The 19,015-nt window shown below is 43.8% G+C and carries 12 protein-coding genes and 1 pseudogene; 3 read left to right on the forward strand and 10 right to left on the reverse strand.

The window, feature by feature from the left end; genetic code table 11:
• Positions 1–24 precede the first annotated feature (24 nt).
• The 7 genes and pseudogenes from KA717_17210 to KA717_17240 all read right to left on the reverse strand — a co-directional run bounded on the left by KA717_17210 (position 25) and on the right by KA717_17240 (position 9,948).
• A complete protein-coding gene (locus tag KA717_17210) occupies positions 25–1,398 on the reverse strand; it encodes a UDP-glucose/GDP-mannose dehydrogenase family protein (protein UXE64098.1) in 1,374 nt (457 codons plus the stop codon).
• Between the two features lie 96 nt (positions 1,399–1,494).
• Entirely contained in the window at positions 1,495–2,427 is a 933-nt protein-coding gene (locus KA717_17215) for an SDR family oxidoreductase (protein UXE64099.1), read from the reverse strand.
• Positions 2,428–2,538: 111 nt separating this feature from the next.
• A pseudogene (locus KA717_17220) lies at positions 2,539–3,864 on the reverse strand (IS4 family transposase).
• A 133-nt stretch (positions 3,865–3,997) separates the two neighbouring features.
• A complete protein-coding gene (locus tag KA717_17225; GenBank protein UXE64100.1) occupies positions 3,998–5,428 on the reverse strand; it encodes a DUF3370 domain-containing protein in 1,431 nt (476 codons plus the stop codon).
• A gap of 56 nt (positions 5,429–5,484) precedes the next feature.
• On the reverse strand, positions 5,485–7,506 hold the full coding sequence (locus KA717_17230) for an ATP-binding protein (GenBank protein UXE64101.1): 2,022 nt from the start codon (positions 7,504–7,506) through the stop codon (positions 5,485–5,487).
• 529 nt (positions 7,507–8,035) lie between these two features.
• The gene (locus tag KA717_17235) at positions 8,036–9,190 is read right to left on the reverse strand and encodes an ISL3 family transposase (protein ID UXE64102.1); all 1,155 of its coding nucleotides are present in this window, start codon (positions 9,188–9,190) and stop codon (positions 8,036–8,038) included.
• 11 nt (positions 9,191–9,201) lie between these two features.
• A complete protein-coding gene (locus KA717_17240; protein UXE64103.1) occupies positions 9,202–9,948 on the reverse strand; it encodes a transposase in 747 nt (248 codons plus the stop codon).
• A 256-nt stretch (positions 9,949–10,204) separates the two neighbouring features.
• Between KA717_17240 and KA717_17245 the strand changes: the two genes are divergently transcribed.
• The gene (locus KA717_17245; protein UXE64104.1) at positions 10,205–11,449 is read left to right on the forward strand and encodes a bifunctional oligoribonuclease/PAP phosphatase NrnA; all 1,245 of its coding nucleotides are present in this window, start codon (positions 10,205–10,207) and stop codon (positions 11,447–11,449) included.
• A 282-nt stretch (positions 11,450–11,731) separates the two neighbouring features.
• Here KA717_17245 and petE read toward each other — a convergent pair whose 3' ends face one another.
• Positions 11,732–12,115, reverse strand: a complete 384-nt coding sequence (gene petE, locus KA717_17250) for a plastocyanin (GenBank protein UXE64105.1) — start codon at positions 12,113–12,115, stop codon at positions 11,732–11,734.
• Between the two features lie 391 nt (positions 12,116–12,506).
• On the opposite strand from petE, the gene KA717_17255 reads away from it, so the two are divergent.
• Positions 12,507–14,027 (forward strand): serine/threonine protein kinase, encoded by a 1,521-nt coding sequence (locus KA717_17255; GenBank protein UXE64106.1) that lies wholly within the window; start codon positions 12,507–12,509, stop codon positions 14,025–14,027.
• Positions 14,028–14,225: 198 nt separating this feature from the next.
• Positions 14,226–15,302: a pentapeptide repeat-containing protein gene (locus KA717_17260; GenBank protein UXE64107.1), complete on the forward strand. Its 1,077-nt coding sequence runs from the start codon at positions 14,226–14,228 to the stop codon at positions 15,300–15,302.
• 464 nt (positions 15,303–15,766) lie between these two features.
• Here KA717_17260 and KA717_17265 read toward each other — a convergent pair whose 3' ends face one another.
• Both KA717_17265 and gyrA read right to left on the reverse strand, forming a co-directional pair.
• Positions 15,767–16,012 (reverse strand): hypothetical protein, encoded by a 246-nt coding sequence (locus tag KA717_17265; protein ID UXE64108.1) that lies wholly within the window; start codon positions 16,010–16,012, stop codon positions 15,767–15,769.
• A 72-nt stretch (positions 16,013–16,084) separates the two neighbouring features.
• Positions 16,085–18,745, reverse strand: a complete 2,661-nt coding sequence (gene gyrA / locus KA717_17270) for a DNA topoisomerase (ATP-hydrolyzing) subunit A (protein ID UXE64109.1) — start codon at positions 18,743–18,745, stop codon at positions 16,085–16,087.
• Positions 18,746–19,015 lie beyond the last annotated feature (270 nt).

A 19,015-nucleotide genomic window follows, 5' to 3' on the forward strand; every position in this document is an offset into this window, starting at 1 on the left:
GCCCAATGGTCGGTGTCAGGTCGTTTACCGATGGCCAATACCAATGTAACGGAAACCGGCTTTTTGTAGTTCTTCGGCCACGAGAAAATTACGACCATCAATAACGAGAGGTTGATTCATTAGAGTCCCCATTTTCTGGAAGTCGAGCTTCAGAAATTCTTGCCACTCCGTCACCAACACTAAAACATCACAACCATCCGCCAACATTTCCGGGTCAGTTTCAATAATCACATTAGAAATGCCATGACTCAGGCCGGATTGAGAAACAATGGGATCATAGGCCTTGACTTTCGCGCCTAAACGATTTAACTGCTCAATAATGTTAAGGGCCGGAGCGTCGCGCATATCATCCGTATCGGGTTTAAAGGTCAAACCGAGCAGCCCCACCACTTTCCCCTTCAGGATTTTGAGTTCCTGTTGTAATTTTTCAATGATAATGGTGCGTTGACGGGTGTTAACATTAACGGCCGCGTTCAGCAATTCAGCCTGATAACCATAGTCTGAAGCCGTGTGAATGAGAGCGGAAACATCCTTGGGAAAACAGGATCCCCCCCAACCAATCCCCGCCGACAGAAATTTGCTACCAATACGGGAGTCTAGACCAATGCCCTGGGCCACCTGGGTGACATCGGCCCCCACGCGATCGCAAATATTGGCAACTTCATTAATAAAACTGATTTTAGTAGCCAGAAAAGCATTGGCTGCGTATTTAATCATTTCCGCCGAATTGAGATCGGTTACGACTACCGGCACAGGAGCCTGGGAAGACTCTTCCGCAAATTGACGATTAACTAAGGGTTCATAGAGCTTTTGCATCAGGGCGATCGCCTTAGCACTATTACCGCCTAGAACAATGCGATCGGGATTAAAGGTATCATAGACCGCCGAACCTTCTCGTAAAAACTCAGGATTACTGACCACATCAAAATTAAAAGTGCTCCCTTTTGTCGGTAGATTATCTGAGTTGAGTTGACGTTCCTTGAGGCCATCTAACACCAGCATTCGTACCCAATCTCCAGAACCAATCGGAACTGTTGATTTATTAACAATAACTCGATAGCCATCATCTAAATGAAAACCAATACCTCGTGCGACAGCTTCCACGTAACGGGTGTCACTTTCGCCCGTCGGTAAAGGCGGTGTGCCTACCGCAATAAATAAAATCTCTCCATGTTTAACCCCTTCCCCTAGATCACTGCTAAAGGTGAGACGATTAGCCTGCATATTGGCCAGCATTAATTCTGACAGTCCGGGTTCATAAATAGGAGATTGACCAGACTTCATCAACTTCACTTTTTCTTCATTATTATCAACACAAATGACCTGATGGCCAATTTGAGATAAACAAACTCCTGTCACTAAACCGACGTAACCAGTCCCGATTACACAAACACGCATGGTTAATAACTCCTCACTTTAAATTAAATAAACTCAATCTTGGCAATATAGACTAAATAGACTAGGAAAGATCTAGGCTTTCGTCAACTTTCCTCTTCAAGTTCCAGTTACCCGCGCCTGAAAATCGGCGATCGTCGTTTTTAAACCGTCATCAAGTGCAATAGTGGGTTCCCAGTTCAAATAGGTTTTTGCACGGGTAATATCAGGCTGACGTTGCTTCGGATCATCCTCTGGTAAGGGCTTGTAAATGAGTTCAGCATGGGGGTTGATATAGCCCTGGATTTTCTGAGCCAATTCTAGAATTGTGTATTCTCCCTGATTGCCGAGATTAACGGGCCCAATAAAATCACCATTCATCAACCTTATTAAACCTTCTACTAAGTCTGAGACAAAACAAAAACTACGAGTTTGAGAACCATCTCCATAAACGGTCAAAGGATTTCCTTGTAACGCCTGAACAATAAAATTACTCACAACCCGTCCGTCATTTTCCAGCATTCTGGGGCCATAGGTATTGAAAATGCGAGCCACTCGAATATCGGTATGATGTTCGCGATGATATTCAAAGGCTAAGGTTTCTGCAACCCGTTTACCTTCGTCATAACAGGCCCGACTGCCAATACAGTTCACATTCCCGCGATATTCCTCTGGCTGAGGATGAACATCGGGATCGCCATAAACTTCTGAGGTAGAGGCCAACAAAAAACGCGCACCGACCCTTTTTGCCAACCCCAACATATATAGGGTTCCCATGACATTGGTTTTAATGGTTTTGACGGGATTGAACTGATAGTGCACGGGAGAAGCCGGACAGGCAAGATGATAAACCTGATCAACTTCTAAACGAATGGGTTCAGTGACATCATGGCGCACGAGTTCAAATTGAGGATGCCCCAACCATTTGACAATATTTTGTTTAGTGCCTGTGTAGAAATTATCTAAGCAAATTACCTCTTGGCCCTGTGCCATTAAGCGGTCAATTAAATGGGAGCCGATGAAACCAGCCCCACCTGTGACAAGAATTCTCATAGTATTCCTTGAGTAGTACTAAAACGGGAGGAGTTCTTTTCTAAAATAGCTTGGGTTGTGACTTTTGATCCTATCTTTATGCTACTTTTGGCGAGGAATCCAGCATCCGTGTCAACTTAAAGGAATGGGTTCCCAAATTTGTTGATTGAGAGCGGCCTTTTCTCGATGTCGCTTTCTCTCAGCTTTGACCAAACCAAATAACTTAGCACGTTCAGCCAGATAGGTTACTGTATCAGGCTTTTCTCCTCTAGCAATAGCCTTCGCTACATAGTATAGACTCCGAAACACCATCTCTACTGAGATTTTTTCTTTCGGTTGATTTAGAGCAATCGCCACTTCCCCTACCAATTGATTTAAGACCGTATAGAAAATCAAAGTGCAAATAATCTGGATTTGGACACCATTCTTATTCCCTACCCATAAATAGGCTAGTCCTAAAAGTCTTTTCGTTAATAAAAAGGCTTCTTCGATTGTCCATCGTCTTCGATATAAATCACAGACCTCTTCGGCGGACAGTTGTTCGGGAGACAACACATTTGTTAAATACTGATACCAGATTGTTCCCCATAATACTGAGACTAATCTCACCGGATGCTTGCAAGGATTAGAACGGTAATTTCCCATAATGATAATCTCATCTCTGTAATGACTACCTTGAGACAATACTTGTTTGGTTTTGTAAGATGTACCCGCTCTAAATCTGGTTAGAAAAAACTTTTTAGCTTCTGTTAACAAATCAAACCACACAAAGCTAAAAAATCCCATATCTACGAGAATTAAACCATTTTCTGGTAATTTAGCTGCCAATTCTTCACACCATATTTTATCATTTGATTTATCATTTTCTGTGTACCATAAAGTAACGGGTCTTTGGGTAAAGGCTTCCACTACCATCATTATTTTACCCCCCAATTTACTCTTTTCTTCTTTACTTATTTTCATATTTTTCCTTATCTGCTCTAGCGTTTAGCCATCTGCTATCCACACTGCACTAAACTTTTCTCTTATTTTTTCCCATTTTTCTCCTACTTGGAGCTTCTTCCCTTTTTCGGCTGCTTTTTCTAACACTCCTTTTAGTAATATTGCAAATATTTCGGCTGGCACATTCATCATTCTTTTTGATACTGCCTGTTTGCTTACTTTTAATGATGCTACCCATAGCAATCCCTCTTCCTCTAACAGTCTTACCGCTTCACTTATACCCGCTATTTGACGATACACTATACTTAACACTAATGCCACCATTACTGGTAAATTTAGCACCCTATCTCTCATCATTTTCTCATGAGTTCCCTGTAAATATTTTAATGGTGTAAACATTGTGGGTTCTAGTAATTCAAACAACTCTTTTGTTATTTCAGGGATTTCTACCCCTGGCTGATTTGTCTTACGACGTAAGTCTGGGTTTCCTTTTCTCCGAGGATGTTGTCTTGCCATTTGTTTTTTGCTCACTTTTTTATATACTAACCTTTTTTTCAGCCTACTCTTACTTCCGCCTGCTTTTAGGCTAATCTTTTGTGAGTAGGCATTTTGGCTTAAGTTGACACCAATGGGAATCCAGTCGCACAGGCTATTTTGTTTTCACCGTGAGAATTTGGGGGGGAGTCGCATCGGGAGGATAAACAAGATCAACTTGTACAGTACGTCGATCGCCGGGAGGCATAGTCAGGGTAACGAGAGCCTCTCCCTGTTGGCCACGACGTTGCACCAGATGAAAATAGCGGTTTTGTGCTGTGCCACGCTCATCACGATAGCGAACCTGTACCGTTCCTCGGAAAAAGACATTTTTGGCGGGGGGGACGAGGAAATGGAGGCCATTCGTTAATTTATCCTTTTTAAGCGGAGTTTCAATGGCGATCGCCACCTGTTGAGTCTGGGAACCCGTATTTTGCAAAGGTAATGTTAAGCTGTACTGAATACCATAGTTGCCATGAGCTTCATAGGCAGTATCAGGATACCGTTCTGCCATTTTAGCGGCTTGATTTTGGTTTGTGCCTAACCGTCCACCTTCTAAAGTACTAATCGCATAGGAATAGGCTTGGCCAGGAGCCGGAATCGCTAAAGTGGAACCATTCGGACTATCGGTTAAGGTGGCCTGCCATTGAGAACCCAGAGAAACTCCAGCTACCCGACTATAAATACGCCGTTGACTGTTGCGGGGAATGCGATCGCGGGGAGTCATCAAACTGGCGTTTTTTAAAAAAGATTCCCACTCCTTGAGGTTGGGTGGACGTTCGTTCCCTTGAGCATCTAGGGGAGCATACATTGCCAGGCTGGCCCCATACACATCTCCATTGCTCTTGAGCCGAAAATAGGCAGAAAAACCATTGCGGGGTAATTTTGATGGCGGTGGTTGACTCGGATCGGGCGTATATTTAACCGGAATAGGCGCGTTTAGCAACATTTGACTTTGACCCGGAGCAAGAATCATTTGAGCAGGAAGGTTAGCAGAGCGTTTTCCCCGCAAAATATCTCCCATACTACGGCTGCCAGGCCCTGAATAAATGTTTCCCGTCGGATCTTCCACTTGAGGGGGTAAGTCTAAAAAGAGAGCATCAGGTGAGGTTAAATAGGCGGCTCCTTGCAAAATATCCACCGTAACGGTTTGCCGACTAGCATTAAAAAATAAAACCCCTAAATACAAGGTGCGTCCTTGGGGAGAGGCCTGCACAACATGGTGCGCGAAAACATCAAAGCGACCCCTAAAAGCAAAATTGAGATGGGCATAGGGACTTTTCATGCCAATGGATGGCAAGGTCGAAAGAATAATACCTTCATTAAAAATGAGTTCAGGGTTATTGCTGTTCAGGACGGGGATATTATCGAGTTTGCCAGATAAAGGTCGAACGGTTTGGGAACGAATAATCTTCTGGGGTTCTTCAATCACCGTCGGAAAAGTTGGATTGGGAGAAGGGGCGGGGGATAGCGGTGGTGGAATTACCTGTATTGGAACGGGATTGACTTGGGCGAGGAAAAAAGGGAGTAACAAAGGAAAGGTCATGGGGTCAGGGCATGCAAGATACTATTTCCACTGGCATTAAAGCATGTCAAAACCGACTAGGAAAGGCTTTTCTTTTTTCGAGGAGAACGACGGTTTTTAATTGGCAGATTGGCGATCGTAGGTTTTTTCGTGCTGCCTTCTCCTTTTCCTTCTGGAGCAATTGGTACTGTGAAATGAAACTGACTGCCTAGACTTTTACCGAGGGATTGGGCCCAAATTTCGCCGCCCCAACCACTGACAATTTGCCGACAAATGGCTAATCCTAAGCCAGTTCCGCCTTTGCTGCGTCGTAAGGCTCCTTCTTCTTGATAGAAACGATCAAAAACGATTTCCAGGCGATTGGGTTCAATGCCCCGTCCCGTATCTGAAATCATCACTTCTAGATAATTTAATTGGTTTTGAATAACGGCGATCGCAATTTCTCCATCAGGATTGGTAAATTTCACCGCATTGTCGAGCAGTTTGGCTAAAAGTTCCACCAACCATTCGCCGTCAGCTTGTACTAGGGGCAAGTCGGCCGAGACTCCATTATGAATTTTAGGCAGTTTATTATGGCGATTATGGGCATTGATATGGCTGAGGGATAATTCCACACATTCCAATAAAGATAAGGCTTCCGTGTTCCATTCAATGCGACCACTTTCTAATTGAGAGAGGGTCAAAAAGTCCTGCACTAATTTCCGCATCCGTTCCGCATCATTGAGGGCAGTGGAAAGCATCACCTGTCGCAATTCCTGGGGCATATCTGGTTCCGTAGCCAGGCTTTCGAGACAAACTTGAATGGTGGACAGGGGGGTTCGCAGTTCATGGCCCGTAATGGCTACCAGATTAGAACGAGTTCGATCCAAGGCTTCTAGTTGTTCATTGAGTTCTTGAAGATTGGCATAGGCTTCGGCCTGAATCAGAGCGACTCCCACCTGAGAGGCGATCGCATCCACTAGGGCCACATCATCAGGACTCCAATTCGTAGGCAAGGGGCCACAGTGGTGTAACTCCATCATCCCCAAAAGGCGATCGCGGTAAAAAATGGGAACCAAAAGCCAGGACAAAATTGAACAACTTTGGACAAGACGAGCGAGGGAGGTGCCAACCTTAGGGGGAATTTCTAGCACAATGCGGGGATCATTGAGAACATTATCAATGGTGATCGCATCCTTTCTCTGGACGACTTGTTGAAAAAGAGGGTTATCTCGCAGGGGCCAGGATTGTCCCTTCAGGGAACTGATTCCAGTGTTCAAAAACTCATGGGTAATGGTAGCGGTAAAATCATCCTGTTCGCAGCGATAAATTAAACAACGACAAACCCCTAAACCTTCTCCTAGATATTCCACTGCCACTTGCAAAATTTCGGCTGGATCAAGGGAACGACGAATGGCGGTAGTAATCGAGTTGAGTAGCCGCTCTTTTTGCTCCTTAATGGAAAGGGAACGATTCGCCTTGATCAGCTTATATTGTCCGGCTTGCAAGTAGGTGACTAAACGCTGAACGAAGGGATCGGGATTATTATAGGGAGAAGTGCTTAACGGGGTAGGGACAACCACCTGAAGATAGCGGGAGTGAGCCACCTGGACTTTGGTGTTTAACTCTGGCCGATAATCCAGAATTTTTTGTAACAACAACGCTGCTGCTTTTTGACTGACCTGACGCTCAAATGTCCAAATCCCTTCAAAACGTCGATTATTATCAATACTACTAGCCGAGATCCTCTCCCGACAAATCAGACAACTGGCGTAATGATTACCGATCACGACTAAATGCCATTCCTGACTTAACGTATCTTCTGGCTCAAAGGCGATCGTTTCATGGAAATCCGAACTATGTTTAAACTCTGTTTCTGGAGCCGCTAAAACATAAACCTGATCGCTCTTTTCGGCAATGCGGCGATAACGATGGGCTTCCTGACGGTAAAAACGTTCTCGCTGAAAACTAGCAATAATCAACGGTTGATCACTGTCCGCCATGACCTGATCTTCCATCGCATGGGACAGGGCCGTCAGGGAAGACTTGAAGTACACTTGTTGTCGCCACTGGGGGAAGACCTGTAGCAGTTCTGTTAGGACAGAGGTTGAAATACTCATTGCTCCTATGTTTAGACGTTCCAGGGAAAGATAAGTCGGTCTAATTCGGTCTATGTATTCAGGATAGCAGGCAGGGAGTTCTATCTTGCAAATCCCCCACTGTCTTTCCCGTCACGAAGGATTCTTATTAGACATCTCCAAAAACTGGAAAGCCTAGTCTAGCAAGCAGTGTAGCTAAATCTAGACTCAGTAGACTTCTTGGTACATAGACGAGTTTACAGGGCTTTCAGACCTCCAAATTCAATTCTGGCAAAAAACAATGACTCATCTTTACCTCAATTACCTGCCCTGATTCGCTACATTTTATAATGCTTAATATCAGCGCATTTATCCTTAGTCTCACCAATCCACATACTGTTGAGATTAATGACTTATATCTTCCCTTTCTTAGTCTAAATTTTTCTTGCATCACTTTGAATACTTTGAGCAATCGAATCATATGTTCAACCACTACTCGTCGAGACGATAACCAACTATTTCTTTCTTTTTCTTCTGGTTCTCCTGAACAAAGAGTGATAATTAAAGCTTATCATGAAAAGCAAGCTAAAAAACGATTTCGCATATTATCAAAGTTCATAAATCCATAAGCTTGACGCTTGATTAGTTTAAGACGATTATTGATGCCTTCCATTGCCCCATTCGTCGTTCGACTCAAAAAGTAGTTACAAATAGAGTCCAAATTCCTACGAATTGTGCTAATTACATCTGTATAAATGCTCTTTGCATTCTCTAACCATTCTGTAAATTTTAATCTTCCTTCTTCCTTATCATTTACTTTTTCATATATCTCTCTAAATGACTCTTTATATTCATACGCTTTACGCAAACGAGCAGATTGCTTTAACACCAATTCTAGTTTTTCTAACTCTTCCTCTTTTAGGTCTTTTTTATTTTTTAATAATAGCCACTTTTCTCCCTTGATTTTTACATTCAATTTTGTCTGTTTACGGATTTTATTCAATTCTTCATTCAACGCCTTCATTACATGAAATCTATCTGTTACAATTACTGCATTCGGAAATACTTTTTCTATTACTTTAGGAAATCCTCCCCACATATCTACACTCACTTGTTCTACTCCTTCCCTCACCTCTAATTCTTTCTCCATCAGCACTTCGATGATTTTATCTTGTTGATGACTATCTATCACTTCTATTAATTCTCCTTTCTCTATATCTCCTAACACTGTTACAAAATTCTGATGACCTTTTCGTTTCGCTATTTCATCCATCCCGAGGTGTTTTACTCCTTGCCAATCTTTTTTTTTAGCTTCACATTGACGTTGGTAAATTCCATTCACTTGATCCCATGATAGAGATTCCTCTCTACCTACTTGTTCCACACTGCTCACATTTACTCGTCCATAAATATATTCTTCATACCTCACTGTGTATTTCCTACGGGCTTCCATAAATTCTAGATTTTCTGTAAAAAACCTTTGACAATCTTTACAGTAAAATTTACGACGAGGGACTTTCAGATATACCATTTGACCAGAGATAGACAAGTCCCTTACTAATACACTGTTCGTCTGATGTAATTCATCCGTTAAGCTACCACAATAATTACATTTGACTTCTTCCTCTTGACAACTCAGTATTAAAAACGCTTGTTTTCCCTCTTGAATCACATTTCTTATGTTTACCTTTGGCAAATCTACCAGATTTTCTAGAAAAAATAACATTGATGCCATCCTCATATAGTGTATCTTATTATACATCTTCTACCGCAAAGCCAGAAGAACCTTTCTTCTTTGCTTAATTCTCGCCCCTTTGGTTTCTTTTTTGGTGTTGTTAATTGGAATTCTCCCTCGTAGGCTTTATCACCTAGAAAGCCTTGTTCTTGATGGAATTTAGCCAATCTTTGACGTAATATTTGTACATCGCTCTTTGAACCTATTTCTCCTATCACAACATCCACAATCTCCTTGATTTTTGGGCAAATGATTATTTGGCTTTTTGAGGTATGCCTTTTTTGTTTACCTGAGTAGTATGGTTTTTGTGCCTCCTGCCCTAAAGGTCTTTCTACTGGTTGTTCTGTCGCATCCACTATTAGTTCATGTTGGATTAGCTCCTCTTTAACTTTTTCTATTTCTTCTGGCAACTTTTTTAGTTGTTCAAATAGACTTGCTGGTAAATTTTCTCCGAATAGTGACTGCCAATAATTGAATATATTATGGGCAGACGATTCACTTATTTCAAACATTATTCCTAGTAGCTGAAAGGTCGGATAATGCCTTAAGTAAACTAGCATTAAAACTATTTGCTCCTCCTCTGATAATTTCGGTTTATTTCCACCACCTGCTTTAATCAGTGTGGTTTTGCTTTCTTCAAATTCTTTTTTAAGTAATTTGCCATAGGTTATAAGCTCTAATAATTTTGGGTACTCTATTCCTAACAACCTCTTTGTTTCTTGAGGCTGTTTTTGAATATAAGCCCACATATAGATGTATTCAGGCATAGTTACTCCTGTCTAAATTTCTATGATTATAGCATATTTGTCGATTTTATAGTATTATGGAGATGTCTATTGGGTATTGGGTTGAGCCATCTGGTCGGCGATCGCTTCTGGGATAGAGGGTTCATCAATCAGCGAATCGTCTATAATTGAAGGTATCTCTGCAACGCCAGAAACATTTTCATTAATTAATCATTTTCAGATTTTCTTTTAATCACTAATTTTTATCGATATTGTTGCGATGAATTCAGATTTTGTTCTTTCGCTTCCGACTAAACATTTTGAAGGGGAATTAGTCACTGATCCCGATGAGTTTGAACTGCTGGCTGTTACGGAGTCGCTGATTCCCGTGAATGGGAGTTCAGTGCTCTATCCTGTTGTCTCTTTACCGTTGGATAAACTTCAGCAACTTTTAGAACGTCATCATCAAGAGCGTCATATTTTAGTGATTCAGGATTTTCCCGATCCTGACGCGCTTTCTAGTGCTTGGGCCTATCAATTAATTGCAGAACAATATGCGATTCAATGCGACATTGTTTATGCAGGAATCCTATCTCATCAGGAAAATATTGCCCTAGTCAAGTTAACCGGACTACCGGCGAAACGTTGGGGGCCGCAAATCTTAAAAGACTGTGATCTTTCTGTTTATCAAGGTTGTGTTTTAGTGGATAGCCAGGGAACCAATAGTCAACTGATGCCTTTAGTCAAACAAGCTCAGATTCCTATCCTGGTTGTAATTGATCATCATAGTAAGCAAGAAGAACTCAATGCTGAATTTCTGGATATTCGCCCCCAAATACGAGCAACGGCCACCATTTTGACTCAATATTTACAGTCAGGATTATTAGATTTTAATAATGCTAATCCGACCCATGTGAAATGTGCCACGGCTTTAATGCATGGTATTCGCTCCGACACGATTAATCTGCTCCAAGCTCAGGAATCCGACTATTTGGCAGCGGCCTTTCTCAGCCGTATTTATGACCCGCAATTGCTTAATTCTGTTCTTCAATCTGCTCGTTCCCGTCGTGTCATGGAAATCATTGAGCGATCGCTGCAAAACCGTATCTTACAAAATAATTTTTCTATTGCAGGTGTTGGTTATTTGCGCTATGAAGATCGGGATGCCATTCCCCAAGCAGCCGATTTCTTGGTTACAGAAGAGAATGTTCATACTGCCATTGTTTATGGCATTGTCCATGATCTTGCCAACGATATTGAATTGGTGATTGGCTCTCTACGCACCAGTAAATTAACCCTTGATCCCGATGAATTTTTGAAGGAAACCTTGGGACAAGATAATCAAGGTCGTTATTATGGTGGAGGGCGTAATATGGCCGGTGGTTTTGAAATTGCTGTCAGCTTTTTAGCCGGTTATAATAATCAATCAGATTATACTAAACTCAAATGGGAAGTCTATGATCATCAGATTAAGCAAAAGTTTTTAAGATTTATTAATCCTGATCATAAGGTTATTCATTCTTGAGATCTTTATTGCTCCTTAAGGCTCAGTTTTAAAACAGCTTTAAAATGGCTTTAAAACAGCGATCGCCGGTTAGTCTCTTTTTTATTTGCGCTCCAGATTTAGGCTTTCTGAAACCCTTATACAGTAAGGCTCGATCTTTTATCTTTGACCCAGCGCGAAAGATTCGTGACACTAACAAAAAAGCCCGCCTTAGCGAGCCAAATAGTATTTAGAATATTGATTGAGTTGTTCTAGGTGCTTCTAATACGTCAAAAAGACAACAGCACCCCCGTTAATTCAGGATTATTGAACGGTTACTGTACCGACCATACCGGCACCACGGTGGGGTTCACAGTAATAGCTATATTTCCCAGGCTCATTGAAGGTCGTTTCAAAGGTTTCGCCAGGAGAGAAGAGCATGGCTTTGTGAGACAGTTTAGTGGCTTTGCTTTCATCAAGACCATCACTTTTCGGGAAAACGACATTATGGGGAGACATTTTATTGTTAACCCATTGGACAGTATCACCCGCTTTGATCGTGACACTAGGGGGATCAAACCCTAAACCACCTACATCGGTTCCCATTTTGACCTTGACCGTGTCGGCTGCGGCTGGATTAACGACGAGGAAAAAGCTAGTAACGACCAGAAAGAGACTGGCCAACAATAATCCTAATTTTTTAGACATGGAGGTTGTTTCCGTTAATAATTTTTAGTAAGCAACTTAAGAAACGCTGCAAGGTCGGGAGCAGTCCTAAAGCTGGCATTAAATTGTTTTCTGAAAATCATTTTACTACGAAGTTTGACAGGTTGTCGTAGAAATTATCAAAGATTTGGGGATCGGACTGGATTGGCGATCGCCCCCTTCTCGTTAGGCGTAAACTTTGGGGTCAAAAGCTCATGGCTGTTATCAACTAACGGGCAAGCTTTTTATGGAGCAACCAGCCATCCCCTGTCAGGTTAAGCTAATCTAGGACAGGGCTGCCGGTTTCTTTTGACCATTGATCCAGTCAGAACAAGAATAAATTGTCAGTAAAAAGATTGATTGCAAGCATTGATGCAGGGGATTAACGATCAAAATGACTACGCCGCTATTAAACAATCGGTATCAAATCCTAAAAACCTTAGGTAGAGGTGGTTTTGGTGAAACTTTTCTGGCGATCGATACCCATATGCCTTCGGCCCGTCAATGCGTAATCAAGCTACTCAAACCTGTGGTTGAAGATCCCGAAATTCCCCAATGGCTAAAGGAGCGATTTCAACGGGAAGCCATCATTCTAGAAGAATTGGGCGAACATAATCCCCAAATTCCTCGACTCTATGCCTACTTTACTGAGCAGGGAAACTTCTATTTAGTACAAGAATGGATCGAAGGGTTAACCTTGACCCAAAAACACGAGCAGATTGGTAATTTTGCCTCCGATACCGTTCAAGATCTGTTAATTAACCTTTTGCCTGTTCTCGATTACGTCCATCAACGTCGCATTATCCACCGCGATATTAAGCCAGACAATATTATTCTGCGGGACAGGGATTGCAAACCAATCCTTATCGATTTTGGCATTATCAAGGAGGCGATCGGTACGCTCGTCAATCCCGATGGCAAAAGTGCTTATTCGATCGCCCTAGGAACGCCAGGTTATATGGCTTCTGAACAGGCAGCCGGTCGGCCGGTTTATTCCAGTGATCTCTATAGTTTGGGTCTAACCGCCATTTTTCTGTTGACGGGCAAAACCCCGCAATATTTAAAGACGGATACCTATAGCGGCGAGATTCAATGGCGTAATGAGTCCTCCCAGGTTTCTTCCCATTTGGCAAATGTTCTAGATCGTTGTATTTGTTTTCATCCCCGCGATCGCTTTGCAACGGCCAAAGATATGCTAAAGGCCCTTGTCAGCCGCATTCCAGACCATACCCCTGCCACTCTTGTCGTTGCAGCCCGGCCCTATCCCCTATCCCGTCAACCTCGTTTTCCCGTCACACCACCGTCGAGCTTAGAGGAAGAAGAAGAGGACAATTCCACTACGCCTAACCCTTTTGTAACCTGGTTTCTGCTCCCCCTCATCTTTTTAGTGGTTATTGTAGGTGGCCTAACGGCTGGCTTTTTAATTGCCACCCATAAACGTCATTCCCCCCAACCAACGCCCACCCCTCTAGAGAGTGTGGAACCAACCTCACCCCCACCAGAGTCCTTTCCGACTCCGACCCCCTCCCCTAGATTGTCCCCTCAAGCAACCCCTACGCCTCAACCCCCCCCCGTTGTCTCCCCCTCTCCCGTTGTCTCCCCCTCTCCCGAAATTTCTCCTTCTCCCGAAGTCTCCCCCTCTCCCGAAGTCTCCCCCTCTCCCGAAGTCTCCCCCTCTCCCGAAGTCTCCCCCTCTCCCGAAGTCTCCCCCTCTCCCGAAGTCTCCCCCTCTCCCGAAGTCTCCCCCTCTCCCGAAATTTCCCCGTCCCCCGTCCCCTCCCCGTCCCCCGTCCCCTCCCCCTCTCCCCTGCCATCCGTCTCCCCGTCTTCCTTGCCTGAAAATCCAAATCCAGCCCCAGCCATTAGTCCCCCTGCCCCACCGGCCATGGAAAAACCCCTGAATGAGCCAAAATAAGGGTTAATTAACGGCAAGAATGGTTTTCTGGAAAATTAAACTATGACCTTGGAATCCGATCGCTCCTCGGCTTCGAGCCAAACAGACCCAGATGTTTCCCTGATATCACCGACTTCAGAGATATCAGCTTTCCCCCCGGCCAAAACCAATGGCAAACTGTTCTACACTCAAACCATAGAACCCTCTAATCCCTGGCCCTTGTTAAGTACCGTAGGGGCAATGGTCTTGGGATTAATTCTGAATTGGCCTTGGTTGGGATTTACGGGAGCGATGGTCGCCTTGCTCCTTGCCCTACAAGTTTTACTCCCTTCTCTCCAGGATTGGATTCGTCAATATTTAACCCCCCAGGAACGTCGTTCGGTGATTGCGGCCGGAAGTTTTGTTTTGGCGATCGCCGTTTTAGGGAAATATTTTGGCTTTTATGACGCAGTCAGTCATTGGTTAAACCAGTTTAAATACGATGAATTTGGTTCCTGGGCAGAATGGGTGGGAGCCTTGGGGCAAATTATGATTGCTATGTTAGCGGTCTATGTGGCCTGGGCCCAATACGTAATTTCTAAGGATTTAACCATTCAACAGAATCGCATTACCCAACAACAAACGATTGATGCCTATTTTCAAGGCGTTTCTGATTTGGCCCTGAATGAAGAGGGGATGTTAGAGGATTGGCCCCAGGAACGGGCCTTTGCGGAGGGGAGAACTGCTGCGATTTTAGCCAGTATAGATGCTAGTGGTAAAGCCAAAATTTTGCGCTTTCTTTCCCAGTCCCGACTCCTCACACCGCTACGTCGAGATTATTACCTAGGCAGACCAATCTTTGATGGTTTGGGAGGCTATCAGGAAGATCGCGTCCATGGCATTCGTGTTATTAACCTTTCCGTGATGTTGGTAGCAGCCGATTTAAGAGGTCAGGATTTGCGTTGGGTCGATCTCAGTGATATTTACTTAATTCGCGCCAATTTAAGAGATGGAGATTTAGTAAAAACTAATTTTGCCCGTGCCGTTCTTTACGAAGCGAATTTAGAAGGAGCCGATGTTAAAGGAACACGTTTTTTCTACGGGCCAGTCCAATCCGCTAGTCCTCGTAGTCGCACCCAAGTCCCTAATTACGAAACGGGTGAATACACTGGAGCAGTGGTGGAGAAGGTTAACTTTACTGGGGTTAAAAATCTCAGCGACGAACTGCGTTACTACTGTTGTGCTTGGAGTGGAGAAGCCAGTCGTCACACTATTCCAGGGGGCTGTGAGGGAATTCCTAATCACCTCGGCCATTAAAAAAGCCTGTTTCCCCTCCTGAATAACATTTCTTATACTTATCTTTGGCAAATTCAGGAGATTTTCCAGAAAAAATAACATTGATGTTATTCTCATCAGAAAAATGGGTAGAAACCTCGTCCTTTAGCGATAGCGGAGGACGACTTTATATGGGGTGGGTTGACACTTTCAACCCACATTCCGCAGGTAGTTCAAGAGATAAAATAGTATTTTTGACAGGAAGAGCCAAGAAAAGAAAGAATATGTTTGTGTTTGGAGGTCAAATTAACGATAGTTTCTTGCTGTAAAATTTTCGTTGATTACATCTGACGCGAGCTCGAAAGCCCTATCGTACCGTTTCACAGGATAATCTATCAACGAATTATTTACAGGTAGAATAATTTCGTCTCATTACTTAATGAAGGCGGATTGACAATCTGTTGGGGGCGCAAAATCGAAAACAAGGGCTTAAGTACTATTGCAAGTTAAACTGATGACAGCTTAGGATCGTTTTTAACAGTTTCCCAGCTTACACGCTCCTGATTTTCGGGAGCAGCTTCTGCAATCATTGCATCTCTAACATCCAATAAATCTTCCAATTCTTCAGCATTAACAACGGCTAAATTTCCTTTAACAATTTGCTCTAATAAGCTATCAATAGAAAGGTTTAATTGATTCGCTAAATCAGAAATACCCTGTAGAATTTCATCAGATAATACAAGTTGGTTCATTGACTTTTTCTCCTAAAAGATTTAATCTACCAATTTTGTGTATGGGCGCATTTTGTACGCCCATAACCTAACTTATTCTCCCTCTTCTCCCTCGCCTTCACCTTCTGCTAAAGGAGGAACCAAAGCTACCGCAGCGATCGCGTCATCCTCATCCAAACGTTGAACTCTTACCCCTGTGGCCATGCGAGATTGGGGAGAAATAGCATCCGCCGCTTGACGGATAATAATACCGCGATTGGTGATTAGCATCAATTCATCTTCCTGGTTAACCACCTGGAGAGCCACTAAGCGATCGCTCTGAGACTTGAAACGAATCGCCTTAACCCCCATACCGGCCCGCCGTTGCAGACGGAATTGCGTCACTGGAACCCGCTTCCCAAAACCACCAGAGGTAATAGCCAATAACCAGGGGCCTTGCACTTCCCCCGTCATTTCCTCCGATTCTGATGTTTCTGCTGTATCGAGTAGTTCTTCCTCCGTTCCCTCCTCATCGCTGACAATTTCCACCTCCGAAATAGACAGAATATCTGTTGTTTCAGCCGTATCGGGGTGATCCTCCGCGAGCGCATTGTCATCACTGGCAATTCGGGCTACCACCTGACTAGGCAAAATATCCATACTAATAAGTTCATCGCCAGATCGCAGTTTCATGGATTTAACACCTTTGGTTGCCCGTCCCAGGGGCCGCAATTGTTCTGCATCGGCTCGAAAATGAATGGCCATACCGTTACGAGAACCAAGGATAACGCTATCTTCCTGTTTTGCTAACCGTACCCAGCGTAATTGATCCCCTTCCACCAGGGAAATGGCAATCAAACCATTGGCTCGAATACTACTAAAGGCCGATAGAGCCGTTTTCTTAATCGAACCCTGACGGGTCAACATAATAAAATAGGTATCTTCCGAAAACTCTGAAACCGCCGCTAAAGAGGTAATTTTTTCATCCTTGGGAATGGGTAACATCTGCACAATGGGAATGCCCCTGGCAGTGCGGGAAGCGACAGGAATTTGAAAGGCGTTTAATCCGTAAACCACACCGCGATCGCTGAAAAAGAGAATCCGATCATGGTCACAACAGGAAATAAAATGTTCAACCCCATCATCTTCCTTAATTTTGGCTCCCGCTTTCCCCCTGGTAGCACGGTTTTGAGTACCAAAAGTATTGGCTGGCATTCGTTTGATGTAACCCTGTTCCGTGAGTAGAATAATCGCCTGTTCATTGGCAATTAAATCCCGATCAAAAATTTCGCCATCATCCTGGATAATTTCGGTACGACGGGGAGACGCATGAAGAGTTTTAATTTGGGTCAATTCTTCTTCGATGAGAGCATCAATGCGTTCACGACGGTCGAGAATATCATTTAAGTCTGTAATTTTGGACTGTAACTCTTCATGTTCCGCCTGAATTTTTTCTGCTTCTAGAGCCGTTAATCGCCGCAATTGCATCTGTAAAATAGCATCAGATTGAACTTCTGATAAACCAAATTCTTCTACTAAGCCAGTTTTTGCAGTGGCGGTATCTGCTGCACCCCGAATCAAACGAATAACAGCATCAAGATTCCCCAAAGCAATCAATAAACCCTGAAGGAGGTGATCCCGTTCAGCCGCTTTTCGCAATTCGTAACGAGTACGGCGGGTGATGGTTTCTACCCGAAATTCCAGAAAAACGGTTAAAAAGTCTCGAATGGTTAGAATTTGTGGTTCGCCATTGACCAAGGCCAGCATATTGGCCCCAAAGTTAGCTTGTAGAGGTGTTTGTTTATAGAGATTGTTTAAGACAACTCGTGGGTAAGCATCCCGTTTGAGTTCAATGACAATTCGCATACCGTCGCGATCGCTTTCATCTCGAATATCGGAAATACCATCAATTTTTTTATCGTTAACTAATTCCGCAATCCGTTCAATCAGGGCTGCCTTATTGGTTTGATAGGGCAGTTGGGTAACAATAATGGCTTCTTTATCTTGGCGACCCCTGGCTTCTACCGTTTCAATCTGGGCCACCCCGCGCATGGTGATCGAACCGCGTCCCGTCTGGTAAGCATCTCGAATGCCTGATCGCCCTAATATTTGTGCGCCAGTGGGAAAATCCGGGCCCGGAATAATTCGCATTAAGTCCGTGTTACTGAGTTCGGGATTATGAATCAAGGCGATCGTGCCATCGATCAATTCCCCTAAATTGTGAGGCGGAATATTCGTGGCCATTCCCACCGCAATCCCCGATGAGCCATTGAGTAAAAGCTGAGGAATTCGTGAGGGTAAAACAGTGGGTTCCTGTTGTGAACCATCAAAGTTATCGATAAAGTCAACAGTATCGGCTTCAATGTCGCGCATGAGGGCATTGGTGGCCAAACTTTGCAGACGACATTCGGTATAACGCATGGCCGCAGGCGGATCATTATCGACCGAACCAAAGTTCCCATGGCCATTGATGAGAGGATCGCGCAGGTTAAAATCCTGGGCCATCCGCACCAGGGCATCATAGACCGCCGTATCACCATGTGGGTGATATTTCCCTAACACTTCCCCGACAACCCGCGCACATTTCCGAAAAGGACGATCCGGCGTTAGTCCCAACTCATACATCGCAAAAAGAATACGACGGTGAACGGGTTTGAGACCATCCCTCGCATCGGGCAAGGCCCGCCCCACAATTACGCTCATGGCGTATTCCAGATAGGAACGCGACATTTCGATCCTGAGGTCGGTGGGAATAATGCGATCGGCGGCGGTCATAAAATCACTCCAAGGGATTGATGCCAGTCAGGTTTTGGGATTAGTCTCTCAACTGAAGACAAGCGGTTATTAGTTTAGCATTTTTAGTTGACATCCTCCCGACTCGGAGCCGATGGAGCCGATGGAGCCAATGGAGATGCACGTCTTGCTCGAATACCAAGAACTTTCTTTCGTCAAAAACGTACAGACAATTGACCAAGAGTTTGATATTCTTGTTTGACAGTACAAACATTAGGCTTATTGTCGCGTTTAATAAAATGACAATGCAGT

Origin of the sequence: Woronichinia naegeliana WA131 (genome assembly GCA_025370055.1) — a bacterium.
Classification (GTDB): domain Bacteria; phylum Cyanobacteriota; class Cyanobacteriia; order Cyanobacteriales; family Microcystaceae; genus Woronichinia; species Woronichinia naegeliana.

Excerpts from the sequence above, each read along its gene's own strand:
- KA717_17210 (UXE64098.1), bottom strand. The coding sequence starts at position 1,398 with ATGCGTGTTTGTGTAATCGGGACTGGTTACGTCGGTTTAGTGACAGGA.
- petE (UXE64105.1), bottom strand. The coding sequence starts at position 12,115 with ATGTCTAAAAAATTAGGATTATTGTTGGCCAGTCTCTTTCTGGTCGTT.
- KA717_17240 (UXE64103.1), bottom strand. The coding sequence starts at position 9,948 with ATGTGGGCTTATATTCAAAAACAGCCTCAAGAAACAAAGAGGTTGTTA.
- KA717_17235 (UXE64102.1), bottom strand. The coding sequence starts at position 9,190 with ATGTTATTTTTTCTAGAAAATCTGGTAGATTTGCCAAAGGTAAACATA.
- KA717_17215 (UXE64099.1), bottom strand. The coding sequence starts at position 2,427 with ATGAGAATTCTTGTCACAGGTGGGGCTGGTTTCATCGGCTCCCATTTA.
- KA717_17225 (UXE64100.1), bottom strand. The coding sequence starts at position 5,428 with ATGACCTTTCCTTTGTTACTCCCTTTTTTCCTCGCCCAAGTCAATCCC.
- KA717_17230 (UXE64101.1), bottom strand. The coding sequence starts at position 7,506 with ATGAGTATTTCAACCTCTGTCCTAACAGAACTGCTACAGGTCTTCCCC.
- KA717_17245 (UXE64104.1), top strand. The coding sequence starts at position 10,205 with ATGAATTCAGATTTTGTTCTTTCGCTTCCGACTAAACATTTTGAAGGG.
- KA717_17255 (UXE64106.1), top strand. The coding sequence starts at position 12,507 with ATGACTACGCCGCTATTAAACAATCGGTATCAAATCCTAAAAACCTTA.
- KA717_17265 (UXE64108.1), bottom strand. The coding sequence starts at position 16,012 with ATGAACCAACTTGTATTATCTGATGAAATTCTACAGGGTATTTCTGAT.
- gyrA (UXE64109.1), bottom strand. The coding sequence starts at position 18,745 with ATGACCGCCGCCGATCGCATTATTCCCACCGACCTCAGGATCGAAATG.